This window comes from Aceticella sp. 75b-Ac (assembly GCF_056032965.2).
Map to the genome: position 1 here is coordinate 1,327,511 of NZ_CM190971.1, position 18,203 is coordinate 1,345,713.

15 protein-coding genes are annotated in these 18,203 nt (G+C 33.6%); 2 read left to right on the top strand and 13 right to left on the bottom strand.

Annotation, left to right across the window (positions count from 1 at the left end; genetic code table 11):
• Nucleotides 1-8: 8 nt before the first annotated feature.
• The 7 genes from AC0LWJ_RS06990 to AC0LWJ_RS07020 form a co-directional block, all read right to left on the bottom strand.
• The gene (locus AC0LWJ_RS06990) at nt 9-1,118 is read right to left on the bottom strand and encodes a GNAT family N-acetyltransferase (RefSeq protein WP_474238932.1); all 1,110 of its coding nucleotides are present in this window, start codon (nt 1,116-1,118) and stop codon (nt 9-11) included.
• Nucleotides 1,091-1,711: a DedA family protein gene (locus tag AC0LWJ_RS06995; protein WP_474238934.1), complete on the bottom strand. Its 621-nt coding sequence runs from the start codon at nt 1,709-1,711 to the stop codon at nt 1,091-1,093. The genes AC0LWJ_RS06990 and AC0LWJ_RS06995 overlap by 28 nt, the downstream gene beginning before the upstream one ends.
• 78 nt (nt 1,712-1,789) lie before the next feature.
• The gene (gene bioA, locus AC0LWJ_RS07000) at nt 1,790-3,151 is read right to left on the bottom strand and encodes an adenosylmethionine--8-amino-7-oxononanoate transaminase (RefSeq protein WP_474238937.1); all 1,362 of its coding nucleotides are present in this window, start codon (nt 3,149-3,151) and stop codon (nt 1,790-1,792) included.
• On the bottom strand, nt 3,144-3,875 hold the full coding sequence (gene bioD / locus AC0LWJ_RS07005) for a dethiobiotin synthase (RefSeq protein WP_474238940.1): 732 nt from the start codon (nt 3,873-3,875) through the stop codon (nt 3,144-3,146). The genes bioA and bioD overlap by 8 nt, the downstream gene beginning before the upstream one ends.
• A gap of 3 nt (nt 3,876-3,878) precedes the next feature.
• Nucleotides 3,879-4,841, bottom strand: coding sequence for a biotin synthase BioB (gene bioB / locus AC0LWJ_RS07010; protein ID WP_474238943.1), 963 nt, complete (start codon nt 4,839-4,841; stop codon nt 3,879-3,881).
• A gap of 276 nt (nt 4,842-5,117) precedes the next feature.
• Nucleotides 5,118-5,894, bottom strand: coding sequence for an enoyl-CoA hydratase (locus AC0LWJ_RS07015; protein ID WP_474238946.1), 777 nt, complete (start codon nt 5,892-5,894; stop codon nt 5,118-5,120).
• 338 nt (nt 5,895-6,232) lie between these two features.
• Nucleotides 6,233-7,816, bottom strand: a complete 1,584-nt coding sequence (locus AC0LWJ_RS07020; protein WP_503031405.1) for an IS1182 family transposase — start codon at nt 7,814-7,816, stop codon at nt 6,233-6,235.
• Nucleotides 7,817-7,958: 142 nt separating this feature from the next.
• Here AC0LWJ_RS07020 and AC0LWJ_RS07025 point away from each other — a divergent pair, with 142 nt between their 5' ends.
• Both AC0LWJ_RS07025 and AC0LWJ_RS07030 read left to right on the top strand, forming a co-directional pair.
• Entirely contained in the window at nt 7,959-8,198 is a 240-nt protein-coding gene (locus AC0LWJ_RS07025) for a transposase (protein WP_474239831.1), read from the top strand.
• A gap of 174 nt (nt 8,199-8,372) precedes the next feature.
• Nucleotides 8,373-8,777, top strand: coding sequence for a DUF1284 domain-containing protein (locus AC0LWJ_RS07030; RefSeq protein WP_474239829.1), 405 nt, complete (start codon nt 8,373-8,375; stop codon nt 8,775-8,777).
• A 175-nt stretch (nt 8,778-8,952) separates the two neighbouring features.
• Here AC0LWJ_RS07030 and AC0LWJ_RS07035 read toward each other — a convergent pair whose 3' ends face one another.
• The 6 genes from AC0LWJ_RS07035 to glgB form a co-directional block, all read right to left on the bottom strand.
• Nucleotides 8,953-9,522: a Uma2 family endonuclease gene (locus AC0LWJ_RS07035; RefSeq protein WP_474239827.1), complete on the bottom strand. Its 570-nt coding sequence runs from the start codon at nt 9,520-9,522 to the stop codon at nt 8,953-8,955.
• Between the two features lie 405 nt (nt 9,523-9,927).
• A complete protein-coding gene (locus AC0LWJ_RS07040) occupies nt 9,928-12,339 on the bottom strand; it encodes a glycogen/starch/alpha-glucan phosphorylase (protein ID WP_474239825.1) in 2,412 nt (803 codons plus the stop codon).
• Nucleotides 12,340-12,356: 17 nt separating this feature from the next.
• The gene (glgA, locus tag AC0LWJ_RS07045; RefSeq protein ID WP_474239823.1) at nt 12,357-13,790 is read right to left on the bottom strand and encodes a glycogen synthase GlgA; all 1,434 of its coding nucleotides are present in this window, start codon (nt 13,788-13,790) and stop codon (nt 12,357-12,359) included.
• A gap of 60 nt (nt 13,791-13,850) precedes the next feature.
• On the bottom strand, nt 13,851-14,999 hold the full coding sequence (gene glgD / locus AC0LWJ_RS07050; protein WP_474239822.1) for a glucose-1-phosphate adenylyltransferase subunit GlgD: 1,149 nt from the start codon (nt 14,997-14,999) through the stop codon (nt 13,851-13,853).
• Nucleotides 15,000-15,018: 19 nt separating this feature from the next.
• Nucleotides 15,019-16,185 (bottom strand): glucose-1-phosphate adenylyltransferase, encoded by a 1,167-nt coding sequence (locus tag AC0LWJ_RS07055; RefSeq protein ID WP_474239820.1) that lies wholly within the window; start codon nt 16,183-16,185, stop codon nt 15,019-15,021.
• Nucleotide 16,186: 1 nt separating this feature from the next.
• Nucleotides 16,187-18,088: a 1,4-alpha-glucan branching protein GlgB gene (gene glgB / locus AC0LWJ_RS07060; protein ID WP_474239819.1), complete on the bottom strand. Its 1,902-nt coding sequence runs from the start codon at nt 18,086-18,088 to the stop codon at nt 16,187-16,189.
• Between the last annotated feature and the right edge of the window lie 115 nt (nt 18,089-18,203).

Sequence of the window (18,203 nt, forward strand, 5' to 3'; positions counted from 1 at the left end):
ATATTCTTCTATTTGGAGAATTTATCCTTTATTTTATTTATAAGTTTATTCTCTGCAATGATATAATTTATATATAGCCTACCAATCTTTGACGGAAATGCTGCAACAAATCTAATGTTTTTCTTTTTTAAATCTGTCCAGCTTTTTTTATATTCCTCATCACCCCGTAAAAAATCGAATACCTTATCTCCAACCTCTATTGAATACTTTACAGCTAATCCTAATGCAACAGTACCAACACTTCTTTTGCTGTATTCAAGGTCATAACCACTTATATAATAATATCTTCTTCTATCCATATGATAACTTAATATACTTGCAACGATTTTTTCTCCATTTTTAAGTTCAAATAGACTTAAACAATCTTTTTTAAGCATAGATTTTGCCACATCTTTATGAAAATCCCTGATACGCTTTGAATAAAAAACACCGGGAAGATGTCTATTCCTCCACCTCTCTTGGTGCAGCTTAATAAGCTCCTCCATTGAATTTTCTATAATATCAGGATTTTTTACATATGAAAAACTGCCATCATATTCTTTAAAAAATCTTCTTGTTTCATAGTTTAGATTCCGCCTAAACTTGCCATCAAGTATACTAAGATATTCATCCCATGTAGGAGGTAATTTTATGTATGGACATATATCTTGAATATCATAATCGTAATAAAAATGCCCTTCTTTTATATATGAATATATACCACTGTTCTCCGGGATATGTTCAAGGTCCAGTACAGTATAAGGATTTATCACTTCTTCTAAATACCTTATCAATGTTTTATAAAATATATCTTCATATCCGTCTCTTACTATAAAATCAAGATAATCACTGTTATTTGAGCCGATAAATTTTATTCTTTTTATAGGGAATCCCATTTCTCCAAATGTAATCATTAATGGTGCGATACCGATTATTTTACAATCATTCTTAAAAAGGAGTATAAACATCTTTTTGCCATTCCCAAAATATTTCCACCAGTTAATAATCCATTCAAAGGTGTTAAACGGGTATATGTTCGCATTGTTTTTCAGTCCTTCCCATGCATCTTCACTTTCTATTAATGTTTTTATATCTTTAACTATCTTAATACTTATGTCAAATATCTTTCTTTCATCCACAAAAATAACCTCCAGATAATATACAAAAATAACATAAAAGCAATCATCGTGGCAAAATAATACCATATGGGATATTCTTTTCCAAATAAATTTATTTTAAGCATTTGATATGCAGCAAGATATGCAACACTTGTCCAGAAAGCTGACCATATCAAATCAGCAAGCGCAGAATAAATAAAATATACTTTAAAATTCATTTTGCTGATACCAGAAGCCCATATAGCCGGTGTTCTCGGTAAACCTATAATACGCCCTAAAAAAACCGTCAAACCTCCATATTTTGAAAACCATTTATCCATACCTTCAAGGTCCTTTACGGAAATTTTTAAATATTTGCCATATCGTTCAACAAATGCCCTTCCTTTTTGTGCTCCTATCATATATGCTATAGCATTTCCTGTTACATTCCCGGCAGCCGCAACCAAAATAACAGATGTAAAATTCATCTGCCCTTTTGATATCAGATATCCTGCCGCAAGAAAAAATAGCTCAACAGGTCCCGGCAACCCTGTGCCTTCTATTATTAAAGCAATAAAAAGCGCTAAATAACCATAGTCAACTATTATTCTGAAAAAAATACTGCTATTATCCATCTGTACACCATCCATATGCTTAAAAATATTTTGTTTATTTCTTCAATCATTTTATAGTATACAGCTTTTTTATGAAATTTAAAAGTCAATTTGAAAATAACTATTAATAGATTTAAAGGTTGCCTCAATCATAAAGTCAATATCCTCATATCTAACAACATATGGAGGCATAAAATAAATAACATTGCCAAGAGGTCTTATGATAATGCCGTTTTCAAGGCCAATTTTATATATCTGATACCCCACTCGTTTCTTCCAGTCAAATCCCTTCTTACTCTCTTTATCCTCCACAAGCTCAATCGCTCCTACCATCCCAAGCTGTCTATAATCTCCAACAAAAGGATGATTATGGGCTATTTTACTCACCTTTTCCCAAATATATTCCGATTTTTGCTGATTTTTCCTTAAAATATCCTCATCTTCAAATACGTTGAGTGATTCACAGGCTACCGCACAGGAAATTGGATTCCCCGTATAGCTGTGACTGTGCATGAAGGCTTTAAGCTCAGCATAATCAGAGTAAAATGCGTTATAGATTTTATCGGTTGTAAGCGTAAGCGCCAGCGGAAGATAGCCCGCCGTCAGCCCTTTTGAAAGACACATGATGTCAGGACTGATTCCTGCATGCTCACAAGCAAACATTTTTCCTGTTCTTCCAAATCCAACGGCAATTTCATCCGCAATCAAATGAATATCATATTTATCACACAATTGCCTGAGTTTTTTCAGATATATTGGTGGATATATTTTCATTCCTGCTGCACACTGTATAAGCGGCTCAATAATCACACCACACAAGACTTTGTAGTTTTCTTCAATGGTCCGTTCCATATACTCAAAGCATTCTGCATTGCAGCTCTTATTGCACCTTCCATACCTGCACCTATAGCAATCCGGACCTTCAACCCTGATTGTATCCAATAAAATAGGTTTGAACACCCTGCTATATAAATCCAGGTCTCCCACCGATAAAGCTCCCAGTGTCTCTCCATGATATGCATTTGACAGACATGCAAATTTTGTCCTGCTTCTTCCACCCGATTGCTGATGGTATTGAAAACTCATTTTGAGAGCAACCTCCACAGCAGATGAACCATTATCTGAAAAAAACACCTTATTCAATCCTTCCGGAGTAATTTTTACAATTCTTTCGGCTAATTCAATGGCAGGTTCATGCGTAAAATTCGCAAAAATCACGTGCTCGAGCTTTTCGATTTGTGCTTTTATAGCATTATTTATTCTCATATTGCTATGTCCAAACAGGTTTACCCACCAAGAAGAAACAGCATCAAGATATGCTTTGCCATTTATATCATAAAGATAAGCTCCCTTTCCCCTTTTAATAACAATAGGCTTTAATTCCTCATAATCTTTCATTTGTGAACAGGGATGCCATATATGAGCCAGATCCCGTTTTTGCAATTCCTCCATTTTATCCATTATTCATATCTCCCATCACTTCAAATATTTTTTGTATATCAACCTGTTTTTCAAACACCTCTTTTATTTTGCCCGCCTGCATTTTTTCAGTATCTATATTCTCCATACTTTCTATAACTGCAAGCACCGGAACCTTTGTAGTTTTTTGAACTGCCGCAATATTGTCATCCTCTGCAAAGGTACCTTCATATCCGTTTACAATTATACCTTTTACTTTAAGTCCAAGGTGTTGTGCGTATTTAACCGTCAATGTAGTATGGTTTATCGTACCAAGACCCGACCTCGTTACAAGGATGATATTCATATCTACTTCTTTTAAAAAATCATATAGCATATAAAAATCCTCATTCAGTGGAACCGCCAGACCTCCACAGCCCTCAGCGATAATATAGTCATACTTTTGGGCTATTATATGCAGACTATTCTTAATAATTTTTACATCAATGCTTTTCCCTTCAAGCCGCGCTGCAAGGTGTGGCGATAAGGGTGCTTTGAAGCTAAAAGGAGTAAGCAGTGCATTATCTTCATATAGTTCTGCTACATGTTTTACAAATTCGGTATCACCCGGTATCAGTCTATCTTCCCTGTATACAGCCCCGCTCAAAATTGGTTTGAAATAACAGGCATTAAATCCCCTGCTTCTCAGCAAATACAGAAGTCCGGCTGATACAACGGTTTTACCAACATTCGTATCGCTTCCAACTATAAAAATTCCTTTAGTCATGTTTCACACCTCAAATCCCGTTTCTCTAAGCATGTTTAAATCTTCTTCTATAGCGTTTCCTGATGTTGTCAGGAAATTGCCCACCATAAGACCGTTTATTCCTGCCCTCAAAGCTGTTTTTTGATACCTGCCGAGATTTTTTCTTCCAGCGGCATACCTTATTTCAGCATCAGGAATAACAAGTCGGAATAGAGAAATTGTTCTCAGCACTTCCACTGGCTCTATTCTTTTGATATTCTCAAATGGTGTACCGGAAATGGGAATCAGGATATTTATCGGTATATTCTTTATCTCAAGCTCCCTCAGTTCAAAAATCATTTCCAACCTATCCTTCATTGTTTCTCCGATCCCGATGATGCCTCCTGAGCATACTTTTAATCCGGCAGAAAAAAGATTTTTTATTGTCTGAATTTTATCGTCAAATGTATGGGTAGTACAGATATTTTTAAAATAGCTCCTTCCGGTTTCAAGGTTATGATGATACATATCAAGGCCTGCCTCTTTAAGCTTCAAAGCTCTATCGCAGGTACTAAAGCCAAGAGAGGCACATATCTTAATCCTTGTTTCCTTTTTCAACCTCCTGATAATACCCAATATTTTCTCAAAATCATTATCATCAAGTTCACGACCACTGGTTACGAGAGAAAACCTATGCACCCCATATGCTTCATTTGTTTTTGCCTGTTTCAATACCTCTTCTTCATTTATTAAAGGATATTCACTTATATTTGTATTATAATGTGCCGATTGAGCACAATACTTGCAATTTTCAGGGCATTTGCCTGATTTTGCATTTATGATGGTACAAAGATTGATTTTGTTCCCGCTAAAACTTCGCCGTATCCTGTCTGATACATCAAGCAAATCCTCCAACCTTGCAGTTTCTGCAATTTCCATAGCTTCCTTAAAATTGATTGATCCGCCCTTCAGAAGTCTTAATTCTATATCCTGTAAGCTGTTATTCATTCACGAAAATCTCCTTTCTAATTTATAATTAAAACACAAAAATCTTTAGCTGTTATTCATTCACGAAAACCTCCTTTCTAATTTATAATTAAAACACAAAAATCTTTAATTGTCAACTTAGTTTAATAATTAAGTTGACAATTAAGTCTTCTTTGAAATATGTATCCTAATTCATACTCCGGGCAAAAAATAAGACCCTTTTCGACAAAAAGTGCCGTAAAGGATCTTAATTGTTCTATTCTTAAGATTCTGAGATATATCTGCTGCTGTTTATGTCTAATTATCCGACCATTTGGGTTCACGTTTTTCCAAAAAAGCCCTTATTCCTTCTTGGGCATCCTTTGTAGTGCTACACAAGGAAATAACCTCGGTAGCATAGTTCAAGGCTTGAAAATCCTCCATATTGATTTGCTGATAAAAAGCCTTCTTGCCAATAGCCATTGTAGACAAGCTATTGCAGGCAATCTTACCTGCCAACTCCGAAGTCACAGCCTCCAATTCAGACGATGGCACTACTTTATTTACTAAACCATGAATCAGAGCATCCTGAGCTGACATAAACTCGCCTGTTAAAAGCATCTCCATGGCTTTTTTCCTTCCGATATTGCGACTTAAGAAAACTGCAGGAGTTGTACAAAAAAGTCCTATTTTCACTCCCGGTGTTGCAAACCGAGCATCTTCCGCTGCTACAGCCAAATCAGCTGCTGCAACCAACTGGCATCCGGCAGCTGTAGCTATGCCATGCACCTGAACTATTATCGGCTGAGGAATTTCTCTGATAGCCCGCATGGTCAAAAAACATGCTTGAAACATCTGAAGAACATCTTGGGGAGAACCATCGGAAATTTCCTTTAAATCGTGTCCGGCAGAAAAGATTTTGCCGATGCCTTTCAGTACAACAACCTTGATTTTTTTCTCCTGCCCAATTTTCAGTAAAAGCGCCGTTAATTCTTCTAATAATCCACGAGAAAGGGCATTGCGTTTTTCGGGTCGATTTAAGGAAATAAATCCGATTTTTTCTTCTTCATCGTAGAGAATATATTTAAAACTCATAAAAAATCACCATCCTATTGTATGTTTAATTATACCAGAAAAATCCCTAAGTATCAAATATCTCATCAGACAGGGGCAGACAGGGGGACAGGGACTTGACCGAGAATATAAGTTTTAATCAGTAGCCCACCCTTAATGTTGCGTTTGTTATCATGTGTAATCATGCTAGGAGTCCACTCGAAAATAACTTATCTGCCGGTTAAGAATTTTTATCATCGCATAAATTATCAGAATAATCTCTATTCAAAGAAATATATATGATTTTGTTATTGATTTTAATATGTATATTATGGCTTTATTGACCTGTTATTGCTATTTTTAATATCCTTAACCATTCTTTAAGCCGTTTTTGGGCAGACTTCCCCCTTCTTAATTTGTCTATTACAAATTTTAGAAATATGTTTCGTTATTATTTTGATATTATTGTTTATTGCTACCATTATCATTTGCCATCTTATTTTTAATTTTCCTCTATACCTTCCTTTACGTCCGCCATGCCTGGTAAGTTCTGATATGTTTCTTTCTACATTCGGTCTTTTTGCATAGTCTTCTTTAAATTCATCTGTTTTTTGATATTCCCTTTGTTCTTGTATTTCTTTTTCATACGGATGTATATTTATTGTTCTCCCTTTTTTTGATTTTGTACATTGGTCTTTTAGCGGACAATCATTACACTCTTCTGCTCTAAATTTCACTGTAACTTGCTCATGTTTTTGTGTTTTTTCAGTATCAAATTGTTTTATATGTCCATTGGGACATTCTACTGTTCCTTTTTCTAAATCAATTTTGAATTCTTCTTTTGAAAATCCTCCACTTGGATTTGTTGCTTCCGGCACTCTAATGCAAAAATCTGTTCCTTCTTCTTTCCTTTTTTCTATTTCTTCAAAGTCACTATATGCACAATCTCCATACAGTTTATCTATATCAACGCCGTTTCTTCGGCTTTGTTCTATAAGATCACTCATATGTTCTCCATCTGCTATATTTGCTCCATCAACTTCTATTCCTACTACTACTGAGCCTTTTTCTCCTCCTGTTATAATTTCAGCTTTGTATCCATCTGATAATTTCGATGAGGTCTTTCTTCCATGGCGCATTTCATCATCTACTACTGATATTATTCTGTCTTTTGCTGTTCCTTTTATCATTTTTACATGCCCGTCGTTTGTTATTTCAACATCTTGTAATGCTACTCTTTCTAATAATTCAATTGCTTTTTTTAAATCATCTTTTATATCTTTTTTTGTTTTTATATTTTCTACGAGTGATAGTGCATCTTTAACAAGTTCTTCGAGTAATTTTGCTTTTTCTTTTTCGTTTTCCCATGCTATTTTGGGTTTTTTGATATTTTCTTTATAATCTGTTCTTTTCAGTATTTTTTTCGATTCATCTTCCATTTCGTAAAACTTCATGAAACGGAGAACCATCTTTATCCCTTGGTATATCATAGTGTAAGTATCTTGTCTGGCACAGGAACCCCAAATCATGAATGAATCTATTATGTGTAAGTTGTCTTTATCAAACAGTCCTACTTCTTTTGCCTGACTAATTGTTTTAATGAATATTTCTTTTCCTATTTCGCTGTTAAACAGTCTTTTTCTATGATCACATAATGTTACTGCATCTATTCCATCAAAATCCCGTGGTGCGGTTAATGCATATTTAATTCTGTCATCGAATCGTGATTCTTCTTCCATTTCACGATCAGAATATCCTTTTTCAAATTGTATCAGCATCGCTGTAAATGTATATACCGGAGATATGGATTCTCTGCCATAGTATGAGAAAAGTGGCTGAAACATTTCTTCATTAAGATTATTAAATACCCATGTTCTTAATCTATGATAATAACTATCTTCAGAAATTTTTCCAAGTAACCAATAATCTGAAAATGACATTTGTCTGTCTGCTTTTCCTAACATTTTTATCACCACATTTTTCTTATTATATTATTTATATTATATCATAAAAATAGCTCTTAAGTGCTTATTTCATATGTGTTCAGGAGTATTTTTTATTGTAAATTATATGGTTTTCAATAACATATTTGTTAATTTGTGATTGATGATTTCGAGTGGACTCCTAGACCATTTCCATGCAATAATCCAGCCGGGAGAAGAATTCAATATATCGGTAATAATGAACAAGATAAAAGGTAAATTCGGCAACAAGTACAATAAGATTATGTGCAGGAAAGGCAAGTTTTGGCAATCATGGTTTTATAACGAAGAAATAAGAGATAGTGAGGAATCACGAAACAAAATTGAATATATTCACAATAATCCTGAAAAAGAAGTCAGATAAATAGAGGTGAGAAGTCAGAAGCTGAAACATATTCTGACATCCGACATCCGATTTCCGATTAGTAGACATGCCTTTTTAATAAGCAGCACTAAGGGTGGGCTACTCTACTGTGAAATCAGCTTATTAAATAGTATAATTAATATTGTTAAAAATATAAATGGAGAGGCTAATATAATGGATATAAGAGGACATCACTTTTTATGCATGTTAGGTTTTCGTGGGCTTGGTTATGATGATGTTTTTATTGATAATATGTATAAAATTATTAGAAAATTGAATAATAAACAGCATATGTTGATAAAAGCTGTGGATAATGTGGATAACATCTGTGCAATGTGTCCAAATAATATGGATGGGGAATGCAGGATAGAAAATTATCCAGGCAGTGTAAAGGAAAGAGATAGAGCTGTTTTAAAGATTTTGGGTATAAAAGTAGGAGAGGCCGTAAGGTATAGGGATGTTGTAAATAAAATCAAAGAAAATATGACAGAAGAAAGAATGACTAATATATGTAAAGACTGTGAGTGGTTCAGCCTTGGGTATTGCATAGAAGGGTTTAGAAAGTTAAAAGGCGGATAGCCGCCTTAGTGGGGACGGTTCTTCTTGTTTGAAAAATTTAAAATCAAAGAAAGACAGGGGGACAGGGACTTGTCCGAGAATGTAAGTAAAAAATTATATACTTGATTTATATTGGAGCTATTGGCAATAAAAGACATATCAGACAAGTCCCTGCCCCCCTGTCTGCCTTATCCAGCTAATAAGAAAATACAAGTTTTAGATCAATTATAAGGTCTTCAAATATGCTTACCTTTACGGAATCATTTTCAGAATACACTTCAGGTCTCCCATAACTCTTATTATGAAGTGTAAAAACCATAGCAACCTTTTCTTCAGGTTCAACAAGCCAATATTCCTTTACTCCAGCCTTTTCATATAAGTTAAATTTTTCAATCTTATCTTTTCTGCCTGAAGCAGGAGAAACTACTTCAATAATTAACTCAGGAACTCCAAAATACCCCGTTTTTTGTAATTTTGATTTATCGCATACAACAACCAAGTCAGGTTGAAGCACGTTAATAACATCTTCGTCTTCCTCATCGTTTTCCGGCAAACGCAAATCAAAGGGCGAAGTAAATATATTGCATGTTTTATTCTGTAAATAATTTGCAAATTGTCTTGATAACTCCAACAATACTGCCTGGTGTTGCCATGTTGGAGCAGCTTGCATATAAGGAGTGCCATTAATTATTTCCCATCTCTCGTCCTCTGACCATGTCAAATAATCCCTATAAGTATATTTTCTATCTTCTTTTGGCAAAGGCACAAACATCCCTCCTGACCATTCAATTAATTTTGAATATTTTTTTATTATATTATAACATAAATACAGAAAAATACATGATTTTGATATTCTCTCACTAAGGTTTTAATCAGTAGCCCACCCTTAATGTTGCGTTTGTTATCATGTGTAATCATGCCAGTCCATTTCCATGCAATAATCCAGCCGGGATAGAAATTCAATATATCGGTAATAATGAACAAGATAAAAAGTAAATTCGGCAACAAGTACAATAGGATTATGTGCTGGAAAGGCAAGGTAGATAGTCCTGGTTTTATAACAAAGGAATAAATGATAAAGATTTTTCGTTAATTGCGCAAGTCGATAAGAGATTAAAAGAATATTAATATATGGCAAGCGAAACGTCCCCTTGCCTTCTTGCCTATAATTTTAAACGTTCCAAATATTTTCCGCATATTTTTTTATTGAGTTATCACTTGAAAACCTTCCTGAATTAGCTATATTATTTATAGACATTTCATTCCACTTGATTTTATCCTGATAAAGCTTGCTTATCTTTTCCTGTGCCTTTACATATTCATCAAAATCCTTCAATACAAAAAATTCATCATTATATTTAAGAAGGTGTTCATGTATATCTATAAAGCCGCTTTCCTTGACACACCAAAATCCGTTTACTAATTGATCAAGGATTTGGTGTATCCTCATGTCATTGTTATATATCTCCATAGCGGAATAACCGCCATTTTTATAATAATTTAAAACCTCCTCTGCTTTTAGACCAAATATCACAATATTATCATCACCAACCGCTTCCTTTATCTCTACGTTAGCACCATCAAGGGTACCAATTGTAATTGCACCATTCATCATAAATTTCATATTGCTGGTTCCGGAGGCTTCCTTTGATGCTGTAGAAATTTGTTCACTAACCTCAGCACATGGTATAATCATCTCCGCTAATGAAACGTTATAATTTTCTAAAAATACCACCTTTAAAACATCGTTAACGGAATTGTCATTATTTACTTTATCTGCAACGCAATTTATAAGTTTGATTATATCTTTTGCCAACTTATAACCCGGTGCGGCTTTACCGCTGAAAATAAATATTCTTGGGATAATATCAATCCTTGGATTTTCTTTTAACTTATTGTAAAGATACATTATATGCATGATATTTAAAAGCTGCCTTTTATAAGCATGAAATCTTTTAGCCTGTATGTCGAATATTGATTTGGGATTTAATTCTATATTGTTTTTTTCTTTAATATATTTTGCGAGTTTTATCTTATTCTTTAATTTTACATCTGCAATTTCATGGCAGAAGTCCTTATCTTTTATGTACTTTTTGAGTTCTATAAGACTATTAGGTTTTTTAATCCATGAACTTCCTATGGCATCGTTTATTAATTCCACAAGCTCAGGATTAATCTTTAATAACCATCTTCTATGTGTTATACCATTTGTAACACTTTTGAATTTTTTTGGATAAATCTCATATAAATCTGATAGCACCTGTTTTTTAAGTATTTCTGTGTGAAGTTCGGAAACCCCGTTTACAAAGCGGCTTCCCACAACACAAAGATTCGCCATCATAATATTACCGTTTTGTATTATCGAAACCTTGTTAATTTTATCCCAATTATTATTAAATTTATCCTTTACCTCTAAATAAAAACGCCTGTTAATTTCTTCTATAATTGTATATATACGTGGTAAAAGACTCATCATAAGACTCACAGGCCATTTTTCAAGAGCCTCAGACATTATTGTATGATTTGTATATGAAACCACCTTTGTTGTTATATCCCATGCCTTCTCCCATGTCAGATTTTCTTCATCCACTAAAATCCTCATTAATTCGGGAATTACTAATGATGGATGCGTATCATTTATATGAATGGCTACATATCTGTATAATTCCTCAATAGGTTTGCCCTTCTTTTTATATGTCCTTAATATGCTCTGAATACCGGCACTGGCAAAAAAATATTCCTGTTTAAGCCTTAAACTTTTGTTTTGAATACTGGAGTCATCCGGATATAAAACCTGCGATATTGCTTCAACCGAATATTTATATTCAACTGCTTTTGTATAATCACCTGATGAAAAAGAAGAAAAATCAAATTCACGTTCCATCGGTTCAGCACTCCACAACCTTAAAGTATTAACTGTACTGCCGTCATAACCCACAATGGGTATATCATAAGGAACGGCTAATATCGTTTCATAATTTTCATGTATTGCTCTTAATCTGCCATTTGAATTAATCATCCTTACATTTCCGTTAAATCTTACCCTGACAGCTTTTTCGTTTCGCCTTATCTCCCACACATATCCATCTTTAAGCCAATTATCGGGAATTTCAATTTGGTATCCATCCATGATTTTCTGGTCAAAAAAACCATATCTATATCTTATACCATTGCCATGACCCGGTATGCTAAGGGATGCCATCGAATCTAAAAAACAAGCTGCAAGACGACCAAGACCACCATTACCAAGACCCGCATCCTTTTCAATTACACATAATTCATCTAAATTAATCCCCATTTCCGACAAAGCTTCTTTACATAAATCCCTTATCCCAAGATTAATCAAATTACTTTCCAATATGCGTCCAAGTAAAAATTCAATTGAAAAATAATAAACCTGCCTTACTTCATTTTTGCTGTAATTTCTATTTGTTTTCATCCAGTTTTCAAACATATACTTCTTTATGACTTCAGATAAAGCAAAATATTTATGTTCCAGTGAAGCCTCCGAAATATCTTCTGCATATAGTGCTATAAGATTATCTTTGAAATCTTTTTTTAAATCTTCCTTTTTTATAAGCATAATAAACCTCCTGCTTTCTACTTAAGCAATTTTTTATACAGCATTTTATACTCATTCGCAGAATTATCCCAACTGTTATTTCTGTTCATTGCCTGTTCCATAAGTTTATGCCATGTTTTCTCGTCATTATACACACTTAATGCATATTTGATAATATGAAGCATCTCATGTGCATTATAATTTGTAAAAGAAAAACCCGTTCCTTTTCCGGTATAATGATTATATGGCTCTACGGTATCTTTAAGTCCACCGGTCTCACGAACAATAGGCAGACATCCATATCTTTGAGCTATCTGCTGACTTATTCCACAAGGCTCGAAAAGCGACGGCATTAAAAGCATATCCGAAGCAGCATATATTTTCCTTGCCATTGATTCGCTGCAATATATATTTGTTGAAATCTTTGCAGGATATATCGCCGAATAGTATCTTAAAAGGTCTTCGTAATATCTTTCACCAAAACCCAGTATTACCAATTGAACCTCCATTTTTAGTATATCCTCAATTACAGCTAATACCAAATCAATTCCCTTTTGATTAGTCAATCTTGAAACCATCCCTATCATTGGGATTTTTTCGTTTACACTCAGTAATAATTCTTCCTGCAATTTCAATTTGTTTTTTACTTTTTTATTTAATTCAGATACATCGTAATTACTGTAGATATGTTCATCTGTTTTGGGATCGTATATATCATAATCTATACCATTTACAATCCCGCTTAATTTATAACCTATACTCTGCAATAAGCCATGAAGTCCTTCTCCATAAAACGGAATTTTTATTTCCTCTGCATAGCTTTTACTTACTGTTGTAACCCAATCCGAATAAATTATACCACCTTTCATAAAGGAAACGCCATCATAATATTTCAGTCTGTTTTCATCAAAATAATAATCATCAAGTGACAGCAAATCCCCCAATATTTCTCTGCCAAATACCCCTTGATACCTAAGATTGTGTATTGTAAAGACAGTCTTGATTTCATTATGATTTGAACTACCACCGTAATGAGCCTTTAACAATACCGGTATTAAAGCAGTTTCCCAATCATTGCAATGAATGATATCGGGTTTGAAATCATCTAAAAAATTTAACATTTCTAATACAGCCCTGTTAAAAAAAGCAAATCTCTCTCCGTCATCATAATATCCATAATATCCGGGTCTTTTAAAGTAATATTCATTGTCGACTAAATAATATTGTATACCGTTATATTCCGTTAAATCTATTCCGCAATATTGCCTTCTCCATCCGACAGACACCGTAAAACTGCCCAAATGCTTTATTTTATTGCCGTAATTGAAAAATATATTACCATATTTGGGCATTATAATACGCACATCAACCCCCAGTTTTTTTAAAGCCTTTGGCAAAGCATAGGATATATCCGCAAGTCCACCGGCTTTTGCCAGTGGATATGCCTCTGAAGTAGCAAATAATACATTCATATCTATACCTCCATATTCTTTATGTCAAATTCATTTATAAAAATAAGCTATCATCATATATTACGCTTTATATGACCCTTCTGCTTTTTTGTACAGATTTTTAACAACTTCTCCCTTTTCGATAACAACCGGAAATTTCTTGTCTCCTATAAGATTTTTACCCTCTTCAACAACAACATTTTTATCCAGGATAACATTTTTTAATTTGGCTCCTTTGCCTATTACACAATTGCCAAATATAATTGAGTCCTCTATTATTGTATCATAATCTATTTTTACTGAACGGGATAAAATACTGTTTTTTATACTACCCTTAATTATACAGCCGTTTGATATCATAGAATTTTTTACCTCGGATTCTTTGCAATATTTGGTAGGTGGTGAATTGTTTGATTTGGTGTAGATTTTTCCATTTTTAAAAAATAATTCTTCTCTTATATCTGTATCCAGTATATCCATTGAGGTTTTATAATAGGACCTTATAGAATTAATACAGCTTAAATATCCTTTAAATTCATAAACCCCTATATTTATCTTATTACAATTATTGTAAATATAATTTTTTAAAGAAGAATAATTGCCATTTTCTATTGATTTATAAATACATTCAATTAAAAAATCTTTTTTCATGATTAATATATCCATAGATATATTTACATTGCAATTTAAACCTATGATTTTCCCAACGCTTAATACCCTGTTGTTCTCATCAATATTTAATACGTCACAATTTAAGAAGGTTTCATCATCACCTTTTACATTTTTATATATCACAGTTACATCATTTTTTGATTTCTCATGATACAGTGCTGCTTTCTCAAGGTCAATATTGCACAACATCCTTGATGATGCCAATATTACATAATCACCCTTGTTTTTATAAAAGTATTCGATATTTTCCTTGAATTGTATAACATCACTGATTACGGAATTGTTTAATGAATAATTAAATATAAAAAGTCCATCCTTTCTTCTATTTAAGTCCCAAGGTTTTCCTATTCCGAGATGATCCATCAATGACCTTGAATATGTCTGTGCGAATATTCCAACGCTTTTTACACCCGCATTGACTAAATTAGACAAAATAAAATCTATGATTCTGTATCTTCCATATATAGGTATGGAAGCTAATGGTCTATTTAATGAAAGAGACCTCAAATTGCTTTCATCTTCATTTAAATTTAGTATGCCTATATAATTGCTGAACATACTATCTCCCCCTTTTTATTTAACCATTTGAATAAACACCTTCTATTGTTTTGTTTTCCGGTACTACAGAGAGCCCATCAGAATTTCCAATAACTGAACCTTTTTTTATTTTTACTTTGGAACAAATTATACTGTTTGTAACACATGCATCATCTTCTATGATAGCGCCTGACATGATTACGGAATTTTTTATTTCACACCCTTTGCCGATATATACGCCATAAGATAATACTGACCTTGTAACACTGCCTAAAATCACACATCCCTCTACAATCATTGAATTTTTTATAACTGCATCTTCTCCTATATACTGTGGCGGATATGCTAAAGAAGAAGTGTAAATTTTCCAATTCTCATCAAAAAGATCCAGTTCTTTATGATTATTTATTGAAGGAAGGTCTTCTTTTAAAAGGTCCATATTAGCTTCCCAATAGCTTTCTATCGTGCCGACATCTCTCCAGTAGCCTTCAAAAGGATATGCATACAATTTGAAACCTCTGTTAAGCATATTAGGTATGATATCTTTCCCAAAATCATGCGTAGACTTTGAATTCTTTGAATCTTCCAATATGATATGCTTTAATTTATGCCAGTTAAATATATATATGCCCATTGAAGCAAGATTGCTTTTGGGGTTTTTGGGCTTTTCTTCAAATTCATATACTTTATAGTCATCTGATGTATTCAATATTCCAAAGCGATTAGCTTCTCCTATCGGTACCTGAGTCACTGCAATAGTTGCATCAGCCTTTTTTTCTATATGATATTTAAGCATTTCTCTGTAATCCATCTTATATATATGATCACCTGACAAAACAATAAGATAATCTGGTGAATAAAAATCAACAAAATATGCATTTTGAAATACCGCATCAGCTGTGCCGTTATACCAGTTGCCGCCTGCATCTTTAACATACGGAGGAAGAATCGACACACCCCCATTTGCCCTGTCAAGGTCCCATGGGACACCAATACCTATATGTGAATGGAGAATAAAAGGCTGATATTGTGTCAATATCCCAACTATCTCAATGGAAGAATTACAGCAATTACTTAAAGCGAAATCAATTATTCTGTATTTCCCGCCAAATTCTACCGCAGGTTTTGCATTGTTTTTTGTCAGGGATTTTAACCTGCTGCCCTGTCCTCCTGCTAATATTAATGCAACCACATCCTTTTTTGCCATTTTATCTCACCTCGTCATTTTCTTTCAAAGGCTTAAAAATTAATGCTGAAAGTGCCGGAAGTTTTATATTTATACAACAGGGTTTCCCATGAAGGCTTTCATCCAACACTTTTATTGAACCCTCATTAAAGATATTGTTACCACCATATTTCTCCATATCACTGTTTAAAACTTCTATATAATTATCCGCTTCCGGAACCCCCACCTTGTATTCATCATAAGTTATATTACTAAAATTGCAGATAACAACTAAAAAATCTTCTTTTGTCTTTGAATATCTTATAAACGATATTATGCTCTGACTTGCATTGTTTGCATCTATCCAGAGGAAACCTTTCTCATCATGATCAAGCTCCCATAAGGCTTTATTTTGCAAATAAAAATGATTTAAATCTTTAACATAATCCTGCATTTTTTTGTGCATGGGATAATCTAATAAAAACCAGTCAAGCTCTTTGGCAAAATTCCATTCTATAAAATGAGCAAATTCTCCACCCATGAATAAAAGCTTTTTACCTGGATGGCACATCATATAACCAAATAAAAGCCTTAAATTATCAAACTTTTCTTCATACTCTCCAGGCATTTTATCAATTAAAGACCTTTTACCATGAACCACTTCATCATGTGAAAGGGGAAGAATAAAATTCTCAGAGTATGTATACATAAGTGAGAAAGTAATAAGATTATGAAATGATTTCCGTTCTGTGGGATATTTCTGCATATATTTCAATGTATCGTTCATCCAGCCCATATCCCATTTGTAATTAAATCCTAATCCACCATCATATGTAGGATATGTCACAAGGGGAAATGCACTTGATTCTTCGGCTATCATTAAAGGATTATCAGTATTTTCAAAAACTATTTTATTCAACTTTTTTAAAAATTCTGTTGTTTCTTTGGCACCTTTGCTTTCATAATCTCCTTCTCTTTCATTTAAATATATCATGTTTGTAATGGCATCTGACCTAAGCCCATCTATATGGTAGATATTAAACCAAAAAAGTGCATTTGATATCAAAAAGCACTGTACTTCCGGCTTTGCAATATTAAAATTTGCCGTACCCCAATAGCTGTTTTCCTTAAGTGCAGGGTCATCATATTCATATAATGGTGTCCCATCAAAATGATAGAGACCATGTTCATCTTTGCAAAAATGTCCCGGTACCCAATCCATTATGACACCAATTCCATTTTGATGCAGTTTATCTACAAAATACATGAAATCCTCAGGAGTGCCATACCTGCTTGTTACTGAGTAAAAACCGGTTGGTTGATAACCCCATGACCTATCAAGGGGATGTTCCATCAATGGGAGAATTTCAACATGGGTATACCCCATCTCTTTGATATATGAACACAGCATGTCTGCTATTTCTCTGTATGAATAAAAACTCCCATCAGCTTTCTTTCTCCATGAACCAAAATGAATTTCATATATATTTATGGGTTTTTCAAATAAATTCATATTTTTTCGATTCTCAAGCCATTCCTTGTCATTCCATTCATAAACAGGAAATTTTCTTGCAATTGAAGCTGTGTTCGGTCTTTCCTCGGAATAAAATGCATATGGATCTGCTTTCAGAACAATTCTTCCATCTCTTGTATGTATTTCATACTTGTATAAATCTCCATCTTTTATTCCTTCTATAAAAAGCCACCATAAACCTGAATTCTTAACAGGAAGCATCAGGTGATTGCTGCCCTTCCAGTTGTTAAAATCACCAACAACCCCAACCTTAGTTGCATTAGGAGCCCATACGCAAAATACCGCACCATCTTTTCCTCTATAGTTAAGTACCCTGCAGCCAAGCATCTCATATGATTTAAAATTATTACCATCATGAAATTTCTTTATATCCGATACATAAATAGTGGAGGTTACCGTATGTTTACCCATTTTTCTTGAGTTCACCTCTTTAAAAATATTTTGAAAAGATTAAAAAATTTATTATACTAAAAATGCAGTATTTTTTTATGTTTAAGGTTCAACATGGACAGTTGTAAACTATTAT